We start from the raw sequence: 21766 nt of genomic DNA, 5'->3' as shown, positions 1-21766 counted from the left end.
TCACCGCGTGGCCCCGGCCGGCGGAACGGTCTCGATCCGGACGCCGCCCCGCAGGCACCGCGTCCATCCGGTGGCCTCCACCGCGTCGGGCGCCGGGATCTCCACCGGCCGCCCCGCGGGCGGGGCGGCGTCCGGATCGAGGCCATGGCGCCGGCAGTACCCGTCGTCGTAGATGGTGCCCAGATAGCGGTGCGGCCCGTCGGGGAAGACGGTGGCCACGGTGGCGCCGGCGAAGGTGCGGGCCGCCCAGGCGGCGACCAGCGCCACCGCGCCGGTGCTCCACCCGCCGCTGACGAAGGCGTCCCGCGCCAGGGCCCGGCAGCTGGCGACGGCCTCCCTCGGTCCGACCCAGTGCACCTCGTCGAAGAGGTCGTGCCGCACGTTGCCCGGATGGATGCTGCTGCCGAGACCGCGCATCAGCCGGGGGCGGGCCGGCTGGCCGAACACGGTGGAGCCCACCGAGTCCACGCCGATCACCCGCAGCCCCGGCCAGCGGCGGCGCAACGGACCCGCGACCCCCGCGCTGTGGCCACCGGTGCCGACGCTGCACACCAACACGTCCAGACGGTCGAGCGCGCCGCCGATCTCGGCGGCCAGCGAGGCGTAACCCGCCACGTTGTCAGGGTTGTTGTACTGATCGGGCCAGTAGGCGCCCGGGGTGCTGGCCAGCACGCCCCGGAGCCTGGCGATCCGCGCGGCCTGCCAGCCGCCGCGCCGCGCCGGCCTGTCCACCAGTTCGAGACGGGCGCCATGGGCCCGCAGCTGGGCCCGGACGAAGGGCTCCAGCTCGGCGTCGCCGACCAGGGTCACCGGATGGCCCAGGGCCCGTCCGGCGAACGCGAGACCGAGCCCGAGGGTGCCGGAGGTGGACTCCACCACCGGTGCGCCGGGCCGCAGCTCGCCCCGCTCCCGGGCGCCGACAAGCATCGCGACGGCGGCCCTGGCCTTCAGCCCGCCGACGCTCATCCCCTCCAACTTGGCCCAGAACCCGGGGTGCGGACGCGGCAGCGGCACGGTGATCCGGGCCAACGGGGAGCGGCCCACCAGCGCCAACAGCTCGGGCACGGCGGCGTGTCGGGGGGCCAGCGCGGCCGTCATCGCGCGCCCTCCTCGCCCGGTCCGGCGGGCCCGGACGGTCCGGCCGGCCCGTAGAGATGGATCGCGCCGGGGCCGCCGTCCAGCCAGAAGAAGGGATAGGGCTCGGCCGACACCGCGCTCACCCCCGCCCCGAGCAACCGGGGCGCCACCGCGGCGCCGCTCTGCGCGAACAGCACCAGCGGTTTGCCCGTGGCCCTGGCATGGTCCAGCAGGGGATCGAAGGTGCCATTGCCCAGCGTCATCCCGGAGACCAACAGCGCGTCACAGTCGTCGAGTCGGGCGAGTGCGTCGGTGGACACCGGCTCGTCCCACTCGGTTCGGCCGCCCTTGAGATCGCAGGGCAGATAGTCCAGCCCACGCCAACGCAGCGCCTCCAGCAGTGAGTTGACCACACCCACCACCAACACCCGCGCTATCAGCGGCGGCTCGGGCAGGAGCCCCACCACGGCCGCCGCCCTGGCCCGCGATCTGGCCAGGCTGTCGCCGGCCGGCAGCGGGCGGCGGCGCGCGCCGTTCTCCGGCGTGTGCGGCAGCACCCGCCCCAGATAGGCGTCCAACGCGGCCAGTCGCACCGGCCGCCGCGGGTGGCGCAGCAGCCCGGCCAGCTCGGCGCCGGCGAGGCCGTCGAGCACCTCGGCGGACAGGGTGCCGGGCTCGACCGCGCAGGAGCCGACGGAGTCCGCCACCCGCAGGCTCAGCACCTCGTTGCGGTAGCCGCCTGAGCGGCCCCGGTGGCGCACCGCCTGCCGGGTGTCGAAGGCCAACGAGACCCGGGTGCCCGCCGGCGCCGGGCCGAACTCGCCGGCCAGCGCCCGCGTCACCAGCGCGGACACGGCGCGGTCGGCCGTCGGGGACGGGAGCGCCGTCCGCCCGCCCGTCATGCCGCACCGCCGACCGGCGCGGCCCAGCGGGGGCGCAGCAGGGACAGCGCCTCGCCGGCGCGCTCCCCGGCGGAGCCGTCGGGCGCGGTGGTCAACACATGGCCCAGATAGTCGTTGTTGCTGGTGGCCGGGGTGACGGGGCGCCCCGCCTCGGCCAGCCGCAGCTCCCGCACGCCGGGCAGCGACGCCGCCTGGTCCGTGCCGTCGAAGGCGCCCAACTCGGCGCCCCCGGACGGGAGATCGGGCCCCTCGGGGAGAAGAAAACGAATCGCGGCGCTGCCCACCCCGGTGGCCCCGGGCGTGAGGTCGGGCTCGTGGCCGAGCGCCAACTCCACGGCCGCCGCCGGCAGATCGATCCCGGTCACCTGCCGCACCAACTCGGTGATCCGGTTGCCGGCCGGGCGTGGATTGACCTCCACCACCCGGGGGCCGCGCGCGGTGAGTCTGATCTCGGTGTGCGCGACCACCTGGTCGAGCCCCAGCGCCGCCAGCGCGGACACGGCCGTGTCGGCCGCCGCCCGCACGGCCTCGGGCGGCAGCGCACTGGGGAAGAGATGCCCCGTCTCCACAAAGGCCGGCGCGCCGCCCAGGCTCTTGTCGGTCACGCCGACCACTTGGCAGGCTCCGCCCCGGGAGACCGTCTCCACGCTGACCTCGGGGCCGTCCAGCAGCTCCTCCAACAGCACGGCCGTGGAACGGCGTTGGCCCCTGGCATTGACGGGGAAGGCGGCCAACGCCTGGTACGCCCGGGCCAGCTCCCGCTCGTCGGCCACCCGCCGCACCAGCATCCCGGCGCACAGGTCCACCGGCTTGATCACCAGCGGATAGCCCAACCGGGCGGCGGCGTCGGCCAGTTCGTCCCCGTCCCGGCAGACGGCGAACGCCGGACCCGGCACCCCGGCCGAGGCCAGCCGCTCCCGGGTGGCGTCCTTGCGGCAGGCCGCCGTCACCGCCTCGGGCGCGGGGCCGGGGAGGCCCAGGGCCTCGGCGATCCGGGCGGCGGCCGGCAGATAGTAGTCGCAGGCGGAGATCACCCCGTCGAACCCGAGCAGTCGATGGGCCCGCCTGGTGTACTCCAGCAGCGCCGGCAGCTCGTTGGTGGGGGCGCTCAGCACGTTCTCGGCGGCGAGCAGCGGATGCGGCCCGGTCTCGCCGACCGGGCCCGAGCTCAGGTAGTGGTGGAGATCCCGGGTCAGAAAGGTGAACCGGTGGCCGCCCTCCCCGATCGCGCGCGGCAGCAGGCGGCTCATGGAGCCGACCCAACTCTCGACCATCAGCAAATGTCCCACGTTCCGCGTCCGCCCTTCGTCCCGTTCGGCCTGCCGATCCCGTTCGGCGCGCCGACTACGGAGCCAGAGCATACTGATAATCGTTTTCATTGTCACTCGTGTTGTGGGCCGTGCCCAAGGCCACCGGGGCGCGGCCGGTGCGGCTGGCGTGAAGGGAACGGGGGAGGGGCGGCGTCGCTGGTTCCACAGCGGCGGTGCACTTAGAGTGAACGACAGCTCCAAGGGGGCGTCGCCGAACGGCCGGTGGGACCGGTCCGACGCGACCACTGACAGCGGACATCGGAGTCGGCCGGGCATGGTGTACCAGGTTCCACCGGAAACAGCACACTTCGTCGATCGGGAGGACGAACAGGCCCGCGCCTTTCGGGCCGTCTCCGACTGGAAGAACCCGTCCCGGCCACTGTGCCTGGCGCTCAGCGGCCTCGGCGGCACCGGCAAGACCGAACTCGCCTACCGCCTAGCCCGCACCCTCCGCGACCGCTACCCCGACGGCGTCCTCCATGTCGACCTCAACGAGCTGCGCCGCGACGGGGCCGTCGAAGTGACCGACGCCCTCGGCGAGTTGCTGGCCCCGCTGGATGTCGACGGCCGCTGGCTCCACCAGACGCTCCGCGACCGCAGCCGCCAGTACTGGGACCGCACCGACGGCCGCCGGCTGATCGTGCTCGTCGACAACGCGCGCACCGCCGCCGAGGTGCTGCCGCTGCTGCCCGCCTCGGGGGACAGCCTGGTGATCGTCGCCAGCCACGGCCCGCTGCACGACCTCGAACACGGCCTCGCCGTCGAGCTGCCGCTCGCGCCGCTCGCCGACCGGGACGCCGCCGAACTGCTCCGGCTGATCGTCGACGACCCCCGACTCGCCGCCGAACCCGACGCGGTCGACGGCCTGTTGCGCCTCTGCGCCGGCCTGCCGGCCGCCGTGCGGGTCGCCGGGCAGTGGCTCCGCCGCCACCGCAGGCGCCCACTGAGCAGGCTACTCGCCGAACTCGACACCGAACTCCACGACAGGGGGCTACCGATGGTCGAAGCGGTGTGGGACGCGGCCTACCGCACACTGGACGAGAACGCGGCGCTGCTCTACCGGCTGCTCCCCGCCTACCCCGGCGGCACCTTCACCGCCGAGGGCGCCGCCGTGCTCCTCGGCCGGGGCCGCGAGGCCGCCGACGACGGCCTGGACGCGCTGGAGACCGCGGGACTCCTCGACGCCAGACACCAACGCACCCGGCTCCCCGAGCCGTTGCGCGCCCACGCCGACCGCCGCGCCCGCGAGGACGGCACCCCGGCGGAACGGGAGGTCGCGCTGCGCCGCGTCATCCGCTGGTACCTGCGGCAGGCCCAACGCGCCGACCTGCTGGCCGCCGGCCCCCGGCTGACCGTCGCCGATCCCGTGCCGGCCGACCCCGACGCACCCGACGTCTCCTTCGGCACCACCGACGAACCCCAACCCGCCGACGGACGACGCTGGTTGGCGGACGAACGACACGCCCTGCACGGCTCGGTGGCGGACGCCAACCGGCTCGGCCTCGACACCGAGGCATGGGCCCTCTGCGAACCGCTGTGGACCCACTTCCTCGACCATCCGCACTACGCCGACACCACCGACTCCTTCCGCCTCGGCATCGCGTCCGCCCAACGCGCCGAGCACATCCCGGCGTTGGCCCGCATGCGCGCACAACTCGCCCGCGCACTGTGGGAACAGGACGAGTTCGACGCCGCCGCCGAGGAGATCGCCGGCGCGCTGGCCGCCGTCGAACTGCTCGACGACACCCCCAGGGACCGCAAACTGGCGGCCTCCGTCGTCGAGTTCAGAGGCACCCTGCACGGCAGGCGCGGCGACTGGCAGTCCGCAGCCGCCGACTTCGCCTCGGCCCGGCAGACCCATCGCGCCATCGGCAACGCCTATGGCGTACTGCTGGGCACCTACCGGCTGGGCGAGGCGCTGGCCGCCCTCGGCGAGCTGGACCGCGCCGTTGAACTACTCGCCCAGGCCCACGAGTCGGCGATCGAACAGGGCCGGGAGCGGATCGCCGCCCGCGCCGGGTTCGCCCTGGCCGGCGTCCTCGTCCGCCTCGACCGCCCCGAACAGGCCCGCCCGCACTACGAGTTCGCCCTCACCTCCGCACGGGCACGCGGCGCCGACTTCGACGAGGCCAGGATCCTGGACCCGTTCGCCGACCTCCTCGCCCGACTGGGCGAACCCGCCCGGTCCACCGAACTCCGCACCCGCGCCCAGGAGATCAGGGAGCGGCACGGCAACGGTTAGAGCGGCAGCTCCGCGTCGTTCGGGGAGGCCGGGGCGAGGGTGGTGGGGAAGGTGTGGTGGCCCAGCCGGGTGGTGAAGGCGGCCCGTGGTCCCGGCTGGCGGGCCAGCCAGGCGTGGGCGGCGCAGAGCGCGGCCGCCGGATCGGTGTGGATCACCCGCCCCTCGACCGTCAGCGGCGCCAACTCCAGCCGCAGCAGCGCCCCGACGCGGGTCCGCAGCAGCGCGGAGGTGGCGGAGAGCACCACCCCGGCGGTCGCACAACCCGGATAGGCGCGCAGCGTCTCGTCGATCCACCCCGCAGCCGTCCACGCCACCCGATGGGGCCCGGCCGGCGCCATGCTCCCGGCCCGCCGGTAGAGCAACCCGGCGCTCTGTGCCTGCCGTTCGCTCGCCGCGCCCCGCTCGGCCGCCAGCATCCTGGCCGGTGGCTCCCGCCACGGCGGAAACCGCTCCACCGTCACCAGCGCGTCACCCACCACCTCCGCGTTCACCGCGCAGGCCACCGGCTGGCGCGCCGCGTGCCGGGGCACCGGCAGCGGCTCGGGCGCCGGCGGCGGGCCGACCGGCTCAAGACCCAGCAGCGCGTACAGCTCGGCGCGCAACCGCTCCAGCGCGCGCCCGCGTTCCGCGAAGACGGTCGCCGTCACGGCCGGGCCGACGCCGCGCGCGGCCGACGCTTCCTCCAACGCCTCCGCCAGCCGCGCCGCCGACGTCAACCGGGGGCTGGCGGCCAGCAGTCGGGCCATCGGACTGTCCCGGATCAGCTCGTCGCCGCCTTCGTAGGCCGCGATCACCGGACGGTCGAGCGCCGCGGCATAGAGCGCCGTCGAACCGTGGTCCGTGATCACCGCGTCGGCGGCGACCAGCAGCGAGGCCCATTCGGCATGCGGCCCCGGAAGCAGCAGACCGGCGTCCAGCGCCGGCGCGAGGCTCTGCGCCAGATCGAACGAGCCCAGCCTGCTGCGCTCGTTGGGATGCAGCACCAACGCCAACTGGTACCCGTCGAAGGGGAGTTGAGCCAACAGCTCGGCGGCGAGCCCCGGCCGGCGGCGCAGCAACGACTCCGGGCCCCAGGTGGAGGTGAGCACCAGCAGGCGACGCGCTCCCGTGCCCAACGCGGCCCGGATGTCGTCCCGTCGACCGACCGAGGCGAGCAGCCGCTCCAACGTGGGATCGCCCACCACCACCGCCCTGGCCGCCGCGTGCGGGCTGGACACCGCCAGCTGGTCGACCTGTTGGGGATGGGCGAGCGCGTGCAGCGCGGCCAGCGGCTCCCCGTCGGCGAGCAGGAACTCCGGATCCAGACCGGACGGCGCGCCGGGCGTGCCCTCCCCCGGGAGGGTCTTGCCGAAGCCCGCCCCATGCGGAAGCAACACCCGCTGCCCGGCGAGCAGTTCGAGCCGGCCCTTGGGGCTGGCCGCCAGGATCAGGTCAAAGCCGAGGCCCCGCGCCCGTTCCCAGGGCACCATCCGGCCGCCGGCCCGTTCCACGGCGGCCAGCGCGTCCACGTCGAACGCGGAGCCGGGCACCAGGGTGAAGCGGCGGGCGATCCGGTCGTCCCCGGCGAAGACCGGCAGAACGTCGAGCAGGCGGTGGAGCGCGGTCGCCGACCGTGCCGCGAAGAGCACGGTCCGGCCGGTCGGACGGTTGTCCGACGTGGCCTGGGCGAGCCCCTGAACAGGCTCGTTCCCGCTGGTCACCGACGGTTGCATGGGTTGTCAGCACGCATGGCTCGATCGTACTCGTCGGGGGTGGGAGGGGCAGCCGAGGCGGGAAGAATAACCGCATGACGGAGTGGGGAGTGGCGTTGATCGCGGCCGGCTCGGCTTTGGTGGCCAGCCTGATCAGCGGGATCTTCGCCCGGTCGGCCGGCCGGCGGCAGGCGGCGGCGATGCTGGAGACGGTGCGGATCACCGTCGAGCAGCAGCGCCGGGAGCGGGCGCTGGCCGCCCGCCGCGCCACCTATCTGCGTTTTCTGGACGCCGCCGAGACGGTGCTGCTCGCCCGCCGGGCCGGCGGCGGCTCAGCCGAGGACCGCGCGGCGCTGCAACGCGCCATGGGCGCAGTCCAGTTGGAGGGCCCGGCGGCCACCGAGGCCGGCGCCCTGCTGGAGGCGTTGCGCCGCGAGCGCGGCCTGGACGAGCTGGAACGCGCCCGCTTCGCCTTCATCCACGCGGCCCGCGAGGCGCTGCGCGCGCCCGACTGACCCCACCGGGGGTGTTCTCCCCGCCCACCCACGCCTGCTCTGGGCCTACCCCGGCCCTGCCCTGCCCGGGCTCGGGGTCACCGCCGCCGGCGTGGGTTCACCCGAGACGGCTCAGCGCCCGCATGGCCTCGCGTTCGATCCGGGACACCTCGCCGAGGGTGGCGCCCGCCCGCGCCAGGCACCCCGGGTCGCCGGTCTCACCGGCCTCCGTGATCAGCGCGGCGACCTCCGTCCACCGGATCGCGGCCTCCGTGTACAGCCGATGCCCGGTGCGCAGCTCGTCGCTGTCGAGCAGCTGGGCGCATTCGCCGAGAAAGTCACGGTAGAGGTTTCGGAACAGGGCACCGCCGGTGCCGGCCTTCTCCATCAGGAGGGCCGCCTGCGGCAGGTCCCGCCCGGGATCGTCGGTGCGCTCCAGCCAGCCGGGCACCAGCCGGCCGGCCTTCTCGATGCCCCGGTGGCCCAGGTTGGCGATGGGCGGATTCAGAAAGGCGTCGGCGCAGGCGGTGACGGCCGGCACGATCCGGCTCGCCGGGGATGGCCGCTTCTTCGGCACGGTGAGGGTGAAGGACCGGTGCCTGGCCGTCATCGGACCGCGCGCGGCCCTGGCCAGGGCGAGGCTCGTCAGGCTGGTGGACACCGCTCCGCCCTGCTGGTCGGTGTCCACCAGCAGGGCGTTCCGCTCGTCATAGCCGTAGAGGGCGACGATATGGCCGCCGAAGTGCGCCTTCGAGGAGAAGTAGTCCAGGTGGTGGCTGTCCAGCTGCAGCCCGACGGGCGCGCCGGCGTCGACGGACTCCGTCACGTTCCGCCATGCCTTACGGGGCGAGGTGGTCTCCCTGACCTGCAGCTCAAGCCCGAGTTCGGCGGCCAGGTTTCTGGTGAGTTCGAAGGGTTTGACCCGCCCGCCGAGGAAGGGGAAGCCGAGGTTCCTGCTGTCCCAGTAGACAAAGGACAGCCCGGCCCCCAGGCCGAAGAGCATGGCCTCCGAGAGATCGACCCCCCGGTGCCGCAGCAGCACCCCGAGCGTCGATGTCTCACAGTGCCGCGCGCCGCGGGCGTCGATGTCGATCACCATGCTCATGTCGGGCCCTCCTCGACGGATACGACCGGCCGGGTCGTCAGCTCTTGCGGCGGTGCCTCCGCCGTGCCGACGGGACGGCCGTCCCGTACGGGGGCGTGCGGGCGGCACGGTCCGTCGTGCACGCCACCATGGTGAACCCTCCCACGAGGAGAGACGCGACCCGGGGGCCGTTGACGCCCGCCCACCCCGGAAGAGGGGTGGGCGGGCGCGGCCTCAGGCCACTGCCACGAGGAGTTTGCCCCGGTTGGCCGCTCGGTTGGTGTAGAGGTTCTGGTACGCGACGGGAAAGGCGTCGAAGCCCTGGTGGACGGTCTGGTCGAAGACGATCTCGCCGCGTCGCACCGGGCCGCCGACATCGCGCAGCAGGGTGGCCAGGTTCTCGTCGGTGAACCACTCCTCGGCGAAGATGCCGCGGATCGTGGTGCGCGGGAACATGATGTACGGCAGCAGCCGGGGCCCGACCCAGTCGCCGTTGACCGTGGTGGACCACTGCCAGCAGACGGCGACCCGGCTGTGCGGGCGCAGCATGCGGAACGCCGCGTCGGTGACGCTGCCGCCGAGGTTGTCGAAGTAGCGGTCGATGCCGTCGGTCGCGGCGAGCAGCGCCTTGTGGGTGTCGTCCACATCGTCGCCCTGGCGGTAGCGCACCACCTGGTCGAAGCCGAAGCGCGCCAGGTAGTCGACCTTGTCGTCGGACGAGGTGGTGCCGATCACCCGGCCGGCGCCGGCGCGTTTGGCCAGCTGCGCGGCCAGCGTGCCGATCGCCCCGCTGGCGCCGCTGATCAGCACGGTGTCGCCCGGGGTGACGTCGAGGAACTTGGTCATGGTGCCCCAGGCGGTGATGCCGGGGGTGCCCATGATGCCCAACGCCGTGGTGACCGGAAGTCGTTGGTCGTCGTAGTCGGCCGGGTCCAGACGGCGGAACGGGGGCAGCCGCAGCGGGAAGCCGCCGTTCTTCCAGACCCAGGCCCGGCCGTCGCTCACCAGATGGGTGCGCCAGCCGCCGAAGCCCTGCACCAGGTCGCCGGCGGCGAAGTCGGCACGCGGACCGGCTTTGACGACCTCCATGATGGAGTCACCGCCGACGTGTTGGCCCAGCGGCGTCTCCTGGGAGAGGCCCACCAGATAGGGGTCGACGGAGACATAGCGGGTGCGGAGCAGCATCTCGTCGTCCCGCAGGGTGACGTCCAGCTCCTCGCTGACCTTCTCGTAGATCCGCTCGGCCTCGGGGATGCCGGCCACATGTTCGCGGACGACCCATTTCTCGATCTTCAACAGGCGCTCCTCGGTGCGGAGTTGACAGCGGCTACGGGGGACGGGACGGCGGGGGCGGCCGTGTCGTTCGGGCCGTCGGCCGTGACGCGGGGGCCGACCGGCACCACACGTTGACGCGGCGGCGGCAGCTGATCGTCGATCTCGGCGGTGAACTCCCGCCCGTCGTCCCGGCAGATGAACTGGACGACCTGCCGGCCCGCCGCCACCGCGCGGATCAGCCCGCCGACCGTCACCCAGACGCCCGACATATAGAAGTTGGCCAGCCCCGGCAGCACGGGGCCGTTGCGGTTGATCTCCTTCTCCAGCGTCTCGCCGCCGTCCATGAACGGCTGCCAGCCGGGGAAGGCCCCGTTGTAGGAGGCGGTGTAGCGCACCTGGGTCAGCGGGGTGGACACGTCCCGGACGGCGACGGACTCGCGCAGCCCGGGGAAGCGCTCCTCCAGGAACGTCTCCACGGCGATCCGGGCGCGCCGTTTGGCCGCCACATACGCCTTGCCGTGCCGCACCGGCAGGGTGTGCAGCAGCTGCCCCCTGCGCGGCCGGCTGGACTGTTCGGGGCCTTCCCGCAGCGCGCGCCAGGGGGCGGCCTCGGAGAAGTAGGTGGCGTACACCACGCTGGTCTCGTCGGGGGACAGTTCGGGATAGTGGTTGTTGCGGAACTGGACGTTGATGCTGGGGTGGCGTAGCCCGAGCAGCTTTTCGGCCCGGTCCTCGTCCAGCAGGTAGGTGGTGCACGGGTCGGCCTCGGGGAACGGGCGGCGCAGTCCGAGGAAGACGCTCACATAGCCGGGGGAGAGCATGCCCGGCTGGTCGATGGTCTCCGAGTACAACCGCCGGTAGGTGTCGTTGAGGTAGCGCCCGCCGAGCATGCCCAGCAGGGTGCTGCGCGCGTCGCAGGCGGAGACGACGATGTCCGCGCGGAACTCCCGCCCGTCGGTCAACCGCACCCCGACGGCCCGGTCGTCCTCCACCAGGATCTCCTCGACCAGCGCGTTGTAGGTGATCTCACCGCCGAGCCGCCGGTAGCGGTCCTCGATGGACCGGGCCAGACCGAGCGAGCCGCCCTCGGGCACGCCGGCGGTGTGGTTGGCGTGCGAGGCGAGCTGGAAGTAGAACGGCAGCACCGGGAAGTCGGGGTGCTTCTCATAGAGGATGAAGTTGAACGCCTCGCGCAGCAGCGGGTGTTGGAACCGCCGGGAGTAGTCGGTCATCAGCTCGGTGATCGACTTGCGGATGGCGTTGAAGTAGGGGAGGAACGAGAGCATCATCCGCCAGCGTTCCGCGCGGCCCATCATGCCGACCGGTTTGAGGAACGGGTAGACGGCCAGCGCCTTGCGGAAGGTGCGCAGGTTCTGGCAGAAGTGCCGGATCTGCCGGGCGTCCGCCGGGGAGATCTCCGTCAGATGCCGCTGCAGCCGGTCCGGGTCCGAATAGAAGTAGACGGCCTGACCGTCCCGGCCACGGACGATGTTGAAGACGTCGAACTGCCGCATCTCCTTGCCCTGGATGGCGCCCAACTCCAGCCAGATCTGGTGCATCTCGTTGCCGGGACCGCTGCCCAGCAGCCAGGAGACACACCAGTCGAACGTGAAGTCGCCGCGGTCCCAGGAGGTGCACGAGCCACCGGGGATCTCGTGCATCTCCAGGATGTGGGTGCGGTATCCGCTCATCCGGGCATAGGCGCCGGTGGCGAGGCCACCGAGGCCGCCGCCGATGATGATCATGGTCTCTCGGGTGTTCCGCGTCCGCGGTTTCATGCGTCGGTCACGCTCCTCCTTCTCGCATCCCCCTACGCACCGAACTCAGGCGGGTGCCTCGCCGTTGAGCAGCCCTCTGACCAACTCCGCGTTCTGGCCGACGTGTTCGGCGTCCAGCAGCTCGGCATGGCTGCCGAAGCCGGGCAGCACGACGGTCCGCGCGGTGGAGGACCCGTGCCAGCTGCCGGACCCGTCGACCGCGTAGAGCGCGGCGTTGCTCTGCTCGCTGATCACCCCGAGCACCGCCTCCACCGTGCCCACGTTGGCCGTGCGGCTGGCGAACTCCATGTAGTCGCGGGCCTGTTGGCGGGTCTCGTCGGCGACGCCCCGGGATCCCGTATGGCGCCGCAGATGGTCGTGCAGCTCCTCGTCGAAGGCGGCCACCGCCTCCTCGCTCAGCGGGTAGGCGGCCGCCACCCGGGGCGCGTCCACCAGCACCACGCGCCGCACCCGACGTCCCCTGGCCTGCAGCTCCTTGGCCACCTCGAAGGCGAGGTTCCCGCCCAGCGAGTAGCCCAGCAGGTCGAGCGGCCCCTCCGGGCGGAGTTCGGCCACCAGATCGGCGTAGCGGGCGACCTTGTCGTCGCCGGACAGGTAGTTGAAGCCGACCAGCTGCCATTCGGGCAGCGCGCCGGCGAGCCGCCGGTACACCAGTCCATGGCCGCCGGCCGGTGGGAAGCAGAACACCGTCGGCTCGCGTTCGGTGTTGAACCGGAGGTAGGGCTTGGCCCCGCCGATCCGGCCGGTGACGATGGACTCCAGCGTGCCCGCCATGCCGTGCAGCGTGGTCACCTTGAACAGCTGGCTGACCGGGATGGACACCTGGAACTCGCCCTGCAGCAGGTGGATCAGCTCGATCAGCCGCACCGAACTGCCGCCGACCGCGAAGAAGTCGTGCCGCAGCCCGACCCGTTCCACGCCGAGCAACTGCCGCCAGTGCGCGGCCATCCGCTCCTCGTAGAGGGTCACCGGCTCCTCGTACTCGACCTCCTCGCCGGTGGTCAGCGGCGCCGGCAGGGCGGCCGTGTCGACCTTTCCGTTGGGGGTGAGCGGCAGCCGCTCCAGGGCCACCAGATGGGTGGGGATCATAAAGGTGGGCAGCGCGCTGGCCAGCCAGCGCCGCAGTTCGGCGGCGTCCGGCTCGGCGTCGCCCCGGGCTTCGGGGGTGGGCACCCAGTAGCCGCAGAGTGTCGGTTCGCCGGCCGCGTCGGGGCGCACCGCCACCACGGCCTGCGCCACGCCCGGGCCGGCCAGCAGCCGGGCCTCGACCTCGCCCGGCTCGATCCGGTGTCCGCGCACCTTCACCTGGGAGTCGGCGCGGCCCACCAGCCACACCCGGCCCTCGGCGTCGAAGGACGCCAGGTCCCCGGTGCGGTAGAGGCGTTCGTCGCCGCCCAGCACGCCGGTGACGAACCGCTCGGCGGTCAGCTCGGGATCGCCCACATAGCCGAGGGCGACGCCGGTGCCGCCGATCCACAACTCGCCGGTGACACCCGGTGGTACGGGCTCGCCGCGTCCGTCCAGCACATAGAGCGCGCTGCCGGGGAACGGTCGGCCGATCGGCACCATCCGGTGCGGATCGAGATCGTCGGCCGGCCCCTCGAACCAACTGCTGTCCACGGTGGCCTCGGTCACCCCGTAGGAGTTGACCACCCGGGTGTCGCGCCCGGCCAGCGCCGTCAGCCGCTGGTACTCGGCGACCTTCCAGGAGTCGGAGCCCACCACCAACAGCCGTAGGAAGTCCAGTCGTTCACCCGTGGACTCGCAGTGCGCCAGCAGGGCGCGCGCGACGGCGGGCACGAACTCGGCGCAATCAACGCGCTCCTGACGCATCGTCCGGTAGAGCGAGGCGGTGTTGAAGAGCAGCTCGCGGCCCACCAGCACCAGCCGGCCGCCGGAGCAGAGCGCCCGCACGGTGTCCCCGGTGAACACGTCGAACGAGGGCGACGCCATCTGGAGATGGACCGAAACCTCACTCTCCAGCCGGTACTCCGTGCGCCACCCCGCGTAGGCCGAGGCCAGGTTGCGGTGGCTGACCGCGACGGCCTTGGGCCGCCCGGTGGAGCCCGAGGTGTAGATCACATAGGCGGGGGAGTCCGGCGCGTCGCCCTCGCCGACCGGCGGTCCCGGATCGTGCGCCACCGGCTGGTCCAGCGCGCTCAACGGCACGACGGAGCCCGGGAGTTCGGGGGGCGTGCCGTCGCCGACCAGGGTCCGGGTGGCGCCGGCCGCCTCGGCCATGTAGGCCAGCCGCTCCGCCGGGTACTCCGGGTCGAGCGGCAGATAGGCGCCGCCCGCCTTGAGCACCGCCAGCAGCGCCACCAGCAGCTCGGGCGACTTCGGCAGGCAGAGCGCGACCACCGAGCCACGCACCACCCCCAGCTCCCGCAGCCGGTGCGCCACCACGTTCGCCCTGACCTCCAACTCCCGGTAGGTCAGCCGGACCGCCTCACCCGACTCGGCCGGCGCCACCACCGCGATGCGGTCGGGCCCCTGGGCCACCGCCCGTTCGAAGAGCCGGTGCACCGGCTCCGCGCACTCAACCGGCCGCGCGACGCCGCTGAACTCGTCGAGCACCCGTCGCCGTTCGGCCGCCCCCAGCATCGGCAGCCCGGCCGTGGACGCCGAACCGGCCGCCCGGGTCAGCCCGTCGAGGAGCTGGGTGTAGTGGTCCGCCATCCGGCGCACCGTCTCCGGCAGGAACAGATCCGAGTTGTACTTGAGCACACAGTGGAACCGGCCGTCCGCCGCCTCCTCGTAGGCGGACAGCGTCAGGTCGAACTGGCCCTCCTCCTCGGGGAGTTCGATGTACTCCAGGCGGTAGCCGTACTTCTCGGTCGCCACCTTGTGGTGCAGCAGGATGAACATCGCCTGGAAGACCGCCGACCGGCTCGGGTCATGGCGCAGGCCCAGCCGCTCCACCAGCAGGGTGAACGGGTACTCCTGGTGGTCGAGCCCACCCAGCACCGTCTCCCTGACCTGCGTCAGCAGTTCGGCGACCGTCGGCTGCCCCGACAGATCGGCGGTCAGCGGCAGCGGGTTGACGAAGTAGCCGTAGACCGAGGCGAACTCCTCCTCGGTGCGGCCCGTCACCGGGCTGCCCACCACGATCCGCTCCTGTCCCGAGTAGCGGTGCAGCAGCAGGTAGTAGGCGGCCAACAGCACCATGAAGACAGTGGTGTTGTGCTCGTTCGCCAGCGCGTGGGTGCGGGCGCTCAGCTCCTCGTCCAGCGTGAAGAACTCCGAGGCGCCGTTGTGTGTCTGCACCGGCGGACGCGGCCGGTCCGTGGGCAGTTCGAGCACCGGGGTCTCGGCCGGCAGCCGCTCCCGCCAGTAGGTGAACATCCGCTCCGCCTCGGGGCCGGCGAGAAACGCGTTCTGCCAGTTGAGGAAGTCCAGATAGCGGGTGGTCAGCGGCGGCAGCTCGCCCGCGCCGCCCTGCCGCAGGTCCTCATAGACCGCCAGCAGCTCCTCGATGAAGACAAACGTCGAGATCGCGTCCGAGACGATATGGTGCACCGCCTTGGTGATGATCCACCGGTCGTCGGCCAGCCGCAGCAGCCGCAGCCGCACCAGCGGGTCCCGTTCCAGATCGTAGGGCCGGCGGTACTCGCGGATGATCAGCTGGTAGACCGCCTCCCACGGCTGCCCGGCGACGTCGAAGATCGCGCTGTCCTCCCGCACCTCGGGCGAGATCCGGGCCTCGGGAACGCCGTCCCGCAGCGCGAAGTTGGCGCGCAGCGCCGGGTGTCGGGCGAGCAGCCGGCGGTAGGCCGCCAGCATCAGCGTCGGATCGAGATCGGCCCGTACCTCCACGGCGCCACCGATGTTGTAGGCGAAGCCCTCCGGATTCAGCTGCTTGAGGAACCACAACGCCTTCTGGTTCTGCGTCAGCGGATAGCGGCTCTCATCCGTGAAGACCTCCACCGCCGAGGCGGACGTGGACCCGCCGTCCATGGCGAGCCGTTCCAGCAGGCCCGCCCGCAGCTGCTCCATCAGCTCCCGCGCGCTGCCCCCGCCGAGCAGCGCCACCACCGGCAGCGCCACGCCCAGCTCGGTGCCCAGCCTGGCCCGCAGCTCCATCGCCAACAGCGAGTCCAGGCCCAGCAGTTGCAGGCTCAGCTCCGGATCGAACCGGTCCGCCGGCACCCGCAGCACCGCGCCCACCACTGCGGTGAACCGCTCGGTCAGCAGCCGCTCGCGCTCCGCCTCGTCGGCCGCGCCGAAGGCGTCCAGGAAGCTCCCCGACTCGCCCTGGCCCGGGGTCGCGCCAGCCGCGGCCAGCTCCTCGACCAGCCTCGGCGGCGTCGGGTACCAGGCCAGGAAGGTGGGCCAGTCCACCACGGTCGCCACCAGCAGCTGGGCGACGTCCTGCCCGATGATCCGCTCCAGCACCGCCATCCCGGCCTCCGGCGACAGCGAGGACATGCCCCGGCTGTGCCGGTAGTGGTCGACCAGGCCCAGCTCCTCGATCATCCCGGTGGCCCAGGGGCCCCAGTCCACGCTCAGCGCCGGCAGCCCCAGCGCCCTGCGGTGGTGCGCCAACGCGTCCAGAAACGCGTTCCCCGCCGCGTAGTTGGTCTGCCCGGCCGTCGGCAGCCAGGCCGCCACCGAGGCGAAGAGCACAAAGTGCTCCAGCGGCTCGTCCGCCAACTGCCGGTGCAGTGCCCAGGCGCCCCGCACCTTGGGATCGTGCACCGCGTCGAACGCGGCCCGGTCCATCTCGGGGACCAGGGTGTCCCGCACCTGTCCCGCCAGATGGAAGACGCCCCGGATCGGCGGCAGCGCCTCCGCGCGGTGCCCGGCCAGCCAGCCGGCCACCGCCGTCTCGTCCGTGACATCCACGGCCGCCACCAACACCTGGACGCCAAGATCCTCCAACTCCCGCACGAACCGCACCCGTTCGGCGGTGTCCCGGGAGAGCCCCGGATCGCGCCAGTGCGCCCTGGCCGGCAGCGGGGTGCGGCCCAGCAGCACCAGACGACGGGCCCCGCGCGTCGCCAGCGTCCGGCAGAGCAGCCGGCCCAGCGCGCCGAAGGCGCCCGTCACCAGATAGCAGCCGTCCGCGCGCAGCCGCAGCGGCAGCGGTCGGGTGAGCCCTTCGGCCGGCCGCAGCCGGCAGGTGAACCGGCGCCCGCCGCGCAGCGCCACCTCATCCTGGGCGGTCTCGGCGGTCTCGGCGTCCTCCGCGCCGCCCACGGCGGCGATCTCCGCGAGCAGGGCCTCGGCCTCCACCCGGGGTTCGGCCGCGGCCGGCGCGGCCAGATCGATCAACGCGCCACGCCAGTCTGGGAGTTCCTGATGCGCCAGCACCCGGCCCAGGCCCCAGGCGCGCGCGCCGAGCGGTGCCACCCGCTCCCCGGGCAGCACCGCCTGGCTGCCCCGGGTGACCAGATACAGCCGGCCTCGTCCACCGTCGGCCAGCAGCTGCCTGGCCAGCAGCACCAGCCCGTAGGCGCCGGCCGAGACATCCGCCGGCAGCGGCCCGGCCCGGTCGAACGCGGGCCGCCCACTCGATTCGGCGGTGCCCCACAGCTGCAGCACGGCGTCGAAGCCGGCGCCGGTCTCGGCGAAGAGCCGCGCCAGATCCTCCGCCGAGTCGGGAACCAGCACCGACTCCCCGGCGATCGGATCCCGCCGGTACGCCCCTCCCGGCCGCACCAGCTCGCAGTGGCCGCCCTGTTCGGCGACCAGCTTGGCCAGCGCGTCGCCGACTCCGCCCGGCGCGTCGGCGAAGACCAGCAGCCGGCTCGGCACCGCCCCCGACTCCGCCGCGAGCGCGGGCAGTTCACTCCACTCGGCGGTGCACAGCCAGCTGTCGACGGTCGCGGTGGTGACCGTGCCACCGGCCCGTTCCACGTCCTCGGCGCGGAAGGCGCCGACCGTGCCCAGCGGAGTGCCGTCGTCCCCGTGGATCGTCAGCTCGCCCACCAGCCGATCGGGCGTCCGCTCGGTGACCGTGGCGTGCACCCACACCGGACGGTCGTCCACCGGGGTGAGCCGCACCTCGCCGATGGACAGCGGCAGCCGCACCCCGGTGCCGTCCCGGCGTTCCTCCAGCGTGGTGGGCGCGAGCAGGGTCTGGAAGCAGGAGTCGAGCAGCACCGGATGCATCTGGTGCCCGGCGCCGCCACCGCCACCGCTGGCGGCGGCCGGCAGCCGCACCCGCGCCAGGGCCTCGTCCGGCCCGATCCATACCTCCTCGATGCCCTGGAACGCCGGCCCGTAGTGGTAGCCCCACTCGGCCAGCGCGGCATAGCACTCCGCGCCCGTGCGGTGGACGGTGGCCCGCGCGCGCACCGCGTCCGCGTCCAACGGGCCGCCCAGCGGCCTGGGTTGGCCGACGCGCACCGTGCCCGTCGCGTGCACCGCGGGATCGGCGTCGGAGACCGTGGTCACGGCGAACGCGGCCGATCCGGCGGCGAACGAGAGCCGCACGGTCGGCGGCCGGTCCTCCGGCAGGAACAGCGCCTTGCGCAGCTCCACATCGGCGAGCACGGTCTCCTCGCCGCCGCTCAGCGCCCGCACCGCCTGCGCCGCCATCTCCAGATAGCCGGCGGCCGGGAAGAGCGCGTTGCCCTGGATGCGGTGGTCCCGCAGATAGGGCGCCGACTCCGGGTCAAGACGCACCTCCCAGGCCGGCTCGGCGCCCGCCAGTCGGCGGCCGAGCAGCGGATGGTCGACCTCGCCGCGCCGCACCCGGGCGAACTGCTCGGGCTCGGCCCAGTAGCGGTCGCGCCGCCACGGATAGCGCGGCAACGGCACCTGGCGGCCAGCCGGTTGCAGCCCGTGCCAGTCCACGTCGAAGCCGAGCGTGAAGAGCGCGGCCAGGCTCCGGGCGAACCGTTCGCTTTCGTCCTCCTGCCGGCGGATGGACGGCAGCGCGAGCCCCGGCACCTCGCGGCGCGCCAGGCATTCGCCGATCGAGTGGCCGAGCACCGGATGCGGGCCGATCTCAAGGAAGAGCTCGAATCCGTCGTCGACCAGCCGGTCGACGGCCGCCTGGAACCAGACGGTGTCCCGTACGTTGTGCCACCAGTAGTCGGCGTCCAGCTCCTCGCCGCGCGCCACCGCGCCGGGCAACGCCGTGAGATAGAGCGGCAGTTGGGCGCGGTGCGGCTTGATATCGGCCAGCGCGGCGCGCAGGTCCTCCTCGATCAGCCGCATTCCGGCGCTGTGGTAGGGCACGGTCACGGCGAGCCGTCGCGCGAACACCTGCTCGGCGGCGAGCTGTTCGGCCAGCTCGTCGAGCGCCGCCTCGTCCCCGGCCAGGGTGATCGAGCCCGGGCTGTTGACCGCCGCCAGATCGATCCGGCCGCCGTAGGCGCGGACCCGGCGCGCGGCCTCGGCCTCGGTGAGGCCGACCGCCAACATCCCGCCGGTGCCGACGAGTCGGTGCTGCAGCCGGCTGCGGTGCAGGGCCACGGTGACCGCGTCGGCCAGGGTGTAGACGCCCGCCTCGTAGAAGGCGGCGATCTCGCCGGTGCTGTGCCCCACGACGGCGTCCGGGGTGATGCCCCGGCTGCGCCAGAGCGCGGCGAGCGCGATCTGCAGGGCGAAGTTGGCCGGCTGCGCCAGCCAGGTCTCCGCCATCCGGGAGTCCGCCTCGTCGGCCAGCAGCTCGTCCCGCAGCGACCAGTCGGTCAGCCGGGCGAACTCCTGGTCGCAGCGGTCGATCATCTCGCGGTAGACCGGCTCCTCGGCGTACAGCCGACGGCCCATGCCCCACCACTGCGGGCCCATCCCGGTGAACACCCAGACCAGCCGGCGACGCAGGCCGTCCCGGCGCTGTCCGGTGGCGACCAGCGGATGCGGCTCGCCGGCGGCAGCGGCGGCCAGCGCCTCGTCCAGCTCATCGGGCGAGGCGTAGGCCACCGCCGTGCGGTGCTCCAGATGCTCCCGGCGGTGCGCCAACGTATAGGCGACATCGTCGAGTTGACTGTCCATCAGCTCGGTGCGGATCGCGTCGGCCAGCTCGGGCAGCGCCTCGGGGGCGCGGGCGGTCAGCGGCAGCAGGGTGTGGCGGGGCCGCTCGGCGGTCGGCTCGGTCGGTGGCGCGGGCGGCGGCTCCTCCAGCAGCACATGGGCGTTGGTGCCGCCGAACCCGAAGGCGTTGACGCCGGCCCTGGCGGGGCCCTGGTGCGCCGGCCAGGGGGTGGCCTCCCGGGGGATGCGGAACGGGAGATCGTCCGCGTCGATGCGCGGGTTGAGCGTCCGCAGGTTGATCTGCGGAGGTATGACGCCGTGCTTGAGGGCGAGCGCCGTCTTGATCAGCCCGGCGATGCCGGCGGTCGACTCGGTGTGCCCGATGTTGGCCTTGACCGAGCCCACATAGGCGGGGTTGCCCTCGGCCCGTCCGACGGCCAACGCGCGGCTCAGCGCCTCGGCCTCGATCGGGTCGCCGACGGCCGTCGAGGTGCTGTGCGCCTCGACATACTGCAGGTCCCCCGGGGTGATGCCGGCCCGGGCGCAGACCTCCTGGATGAGGCGGACCTGCGCGTCGGCGCGCGGCACGGTGATACCGCTGGTGTGGCCGTCCTGGTTGACGCCGCTGCCGATGATCACGGAGTGGATCCGGTCGCCGTCGGCCAGCGCGTCCGCCAGCCGTTTGACGGCGATCAGGGCCACGCCCTCGGCCCGCACATAGCCGTCCGCCTCGGCGTCCATCGGCCGGGAGAGCCCGGCGGGGGAGAGGAACCCGCCCTTGGTCTCGGCGATGGTGTACTGCGGGGCGCTGTGCAGCAGGGTGCCGCCGGCCAGCGCCAACCGGGTCTCGCCCCTGGCGAGGCTCTGGCAGGCCAGGTGGACGGCGACCAGCGAGGAACTGCACGCGGTGTCCAGGGAGACGCTGGGCCCCCGGAAGTCGAAGCAGTACGAGATCCGGTTGGACACCATCGTCATCATGGTGCCGGTCGCGGTGTGGGCGGCCAGGGTCTCGAAGTCAAGGCCGGCGAACTGGAGAATCTTGTAGTCCAGGGTGAACGCGCCGACGAAGACGCCCACATCGGTGCCGGCGAGGCTGCCGGGGCGCTGGCCGGCGTCCTCCAGCGCCTCCCAGGCCACCTCAAGCAACTTCCGTTGCTGTGGGTCCAGTTGGGCGGCCTCGCGGGGGCTGATGCCGAAGAACGCGGGATCGAACTCGTCGAATCCGTCGATATAGCCGCCGCGCCCGCCGACCAGCCGTCCTGGTTTGTCCTTGTCGGTGCTGCCCAGGGTCCGGACGTCGTAGCGGCTGCGGGGGGTGGGGGTGAGGCAGTCCCGGCCGGCGAGCAGGTTGCGCCAGTACGAGCGGTGGTCGTTGGCGCCGCCGGGGAAGCGGCAGCCGATGCCGATGACGGCATATCTGTCCGCGTGCGGGTCCGCGTTGTGGTCCGCGTTTCTGCGGGAGTTCCAGTCGGGGTTTCCGGGGACGGGGAAGGTGTCCTTCATGGTGATCCTTGGGTGATGACGCTGGGACGGGGCAGCAGGGGAGAGGGGGGACCGCTTGCCGTTCTCGCCGTACTCAGTGGAGGCAGCGCGCCAACAGAACCGGGAAAGTCGTACAAGACATTTCTCGTGTGGTGGGTCGATTTTCGTATGTGGGCTCATGGTAAAGGCGGTGTGTTGTGACTATGTGCTGCCCGGTCGGCTCAACTCCGGTGTCCGGAGGGCGAATCGCGGGGTCTTTCAACGCTCCGCAACGGCTCTGAAGTGGCCGGTTGGCGACGAGGTGCGCCGGCGCCCGGTGAATGGCGGTCGCCTCCACCATCATCGAATTGATGACGACGTGAACGTATTTTTGATTTCCGCATTCGAAGAGCTGATCGGTTTTCCCGCTCGAAAAGGGGAGCGTCAGAGGCGCGGAACCAGCGCCGGCGCGATGGGGTCACGGGGCCCGTGAGCCGGGGCGAAGGGGGGTGGGGTGAGCCGCCGG

Annotated in this window: 10 protein-coding genes; 2 read left to right on the top strand and 8 right to left on the bottom strand. The window is 72.9% G+C overall.

Annotated elements, in window-relative coordinates; all coding sequences use genetic code 11:
* From AOM46_RS20155 to AOM46_RS20145, 3 genes are read right to left on the bottom strand one after another with little or no spacing between them, the layout of a single operon-like run.
* Complete coding sequence (locus AOM46_RS20155; protein WP_062213985.1) at positions 1–1098, bottom strand: PLP-dependent cysteine synthase family protein; 1098 nt, start codon at positions 1096–1098, stop codon at positions 1–3.
* The gene (locus tag AOM46_RS20150; protein ID WP_062213984.1) at positions 1095–1979 is read right to left on the bottom strand and encodes a Rossmann-like domain-containing protein; all 885 of its coding nucleotides are present in this window, start codon (positions 1977–1979) and stop codon (positions 1095–1097) included. The genes AOM46_RS20155 and AOM46_RS20150 overlap by 4 nt, the downstream gene beginning before the upstream one ends.
* Complete coding sequence (locus tag AOM46_RS20145; RefSeq protein ID WP_062214371.1) at positions 1976–3268, bottom strand: ATP-grasp domain-containing protein; 1293 nt, start codon at positions 3266–3268, stop codon at positions 1976–1978. The genes AOM46_RS20150 and AOM46_RS20145 overlap by 4 nt, the downstream gene beginning before the upstream one ends.
* Positions 3269–3563: 295 nt before the next feature.
* Between AOM46_RS20145 and AOM46_RS20140 the strand changes: the two genes are divergently transcribed.
* Entirely contained in the window at positions 3564–5531 is a 1968-nt protein-coding gene (locus AOM46_RS20140) for a hypothetical protein (protein WP_062213983.1), read from the top strand.
* On the opposite strand, the gene AOM46_RS20135 is transcribed toward AOM46_RS20140, so the two are convergent.
* Positions 5528–7231: a translation initiation factor 2 gene (locus AOM46_RS20135; protein WP_234313882.1), complete on the bottom strand. Its 1704-nt coding sequence runs from the start codon at positions 7229–7231 to the stop codon at positions 5528–5530. The genes AOM46_RS20140 and AOM46_RS20135 overlap by 4 nt on opposite strands.
* Positions 7232–7317: 86 nt before the next feature.
* Here AOM46_RS20135 and AOM46_RS20130 point away from each other — a divergent pair, with 86 nt between their 5' ends.
* Positions 7318–7737 carry a hypothetical protein gene (locus AOM46_RS20130; protein WP_062213982.1) on the top strand — a complete coding sequence of 140 codons (420 nt, stop codon included), beginning with the start codon at positions 7318–7320 and terminating at the stop codon, positions 7735–7737.
* A 97-nt stretch (positions 7738–7834) separates the two neighbouring features.
* Here the strand turns inward: AOM46_RS20130 and AOM46_RS20125 are convergent, their stop codons facing one another.
* From AOM46_RS20125 to AOM46_RS20110, 4 genes are all read right to left on the bottom strand, one after another.
* Entirely contained in the window at positions 7835–8821 is a 987-nt protein-coding gene (locus AOM46_RS20125) for a BtrH N-terminal domain-containing protein (RefSeq protein ID WP_062213981.1), read from the bottom strand.
* A 213-nt stretch (positions 8822–9034) separates the two neighbouring features.
* The gene (locus AOM46_RS20120; protein ID WP_062213980.1) at positions 9035–10096 is read right to left on the bottom strand and encodes an NADP-dependent oxidoreductase; all 1062 of its coding nucleotides are present in this window, start codon (positions 10094–10096) and stop codon (positions 9035–9037) included.
* Entirely contained in the window at positions 10093–11853 is a 1761-nt protein-coding gene (locus AOM46_RS20115; RefSeq protein WP_234313881.1) for an NAD(P)/FAD-dependent oxidoreductase, read from the bottom strand. Before AOM46_RS20115 ends, AOM46_RS20120 begins: the two co-directional genes overlap by 4 nt.
* A 45-nt stretch (positions 11854–11898) precedes the next feature.
* Complete coding sequence (locus AOM46_RS20110; protein ID WP_078857022.1) at positions 11899–21282, bottom strand: non-ribosomal peptide synthetase/type I polyketide synthase; 9384 nt, start codon at positions 21280–21282, stop codon at positions 11899–11901.
* Positions 21283–21766: the final 484 nt, after the last annotated feature.

Source organism: Streptomyces sp. NBRC 109706 (genome assembly GCF_000974485.1).
GTDB lineage: Bacteria > Actinomycetota > Actinomycetes > Streptomycetales > Streptomycetaceae > Streptomyces.
Note: the sequence above shows the minus strand (reverse complement) of the source record. Positions and strands in the feature narration are given on the sequence as shown.

Excerpts from the sequence above, each read along its gene's own strand:
- AOM46_RS20155 (WP_062213985.1), bottom strand. The coding sequence starts at position 1,098 with ATGACGGCCGCGCTGGCCCCCCGACACGCCGCCGTGCCCGAGCTGTTG.
- AOM46_RS20150 (WP_062213984.1), bottom strand. The coding sequence starts at position 1,979 with ATGACGGGCGGGCGGACGGCGCTCCCGTCCCCGACGGCCGACCGCGCC.
- AOM46_RS20140 (WP_062213983.1), top strand. The coding sequence starts at position 3,564 with ATGGTGTACCAGGTTCCACCGGAAACAGCACACTTCGTCGATCGGGAG.
- AOM46_RS20130 (WP_062213982.1), top strand. The coding sequence starts at position 7,318 with ATGACGGAGTGGGGAGTGGCGTTGATCGCGGCCGGCTCGGCTTTGGTG.
- AOM46_RS20125 (WP_062213981.1), bottom strand. The coding sequence starts at position 8,821 with ATGAGCATGGTGATCGACATCGACGCCCGCGGCGCGCGGCACTGTGAG.
- AOM46_RS20115 (WP_234313881.1), bottom strand. The coding sequence starts at position 11,853 with ATGAAACCGCGGACGCGGAACACCCGAGAGACCATGATCATCATCGGC.
- AOM46_RS20110 (WP_078857022.1), bottom strand. The coding sequence starts at position 21,282 with ATGAAGGACACCTTCCCCGTCCCCGGAAACCCCGACTGGAACTCCCGC.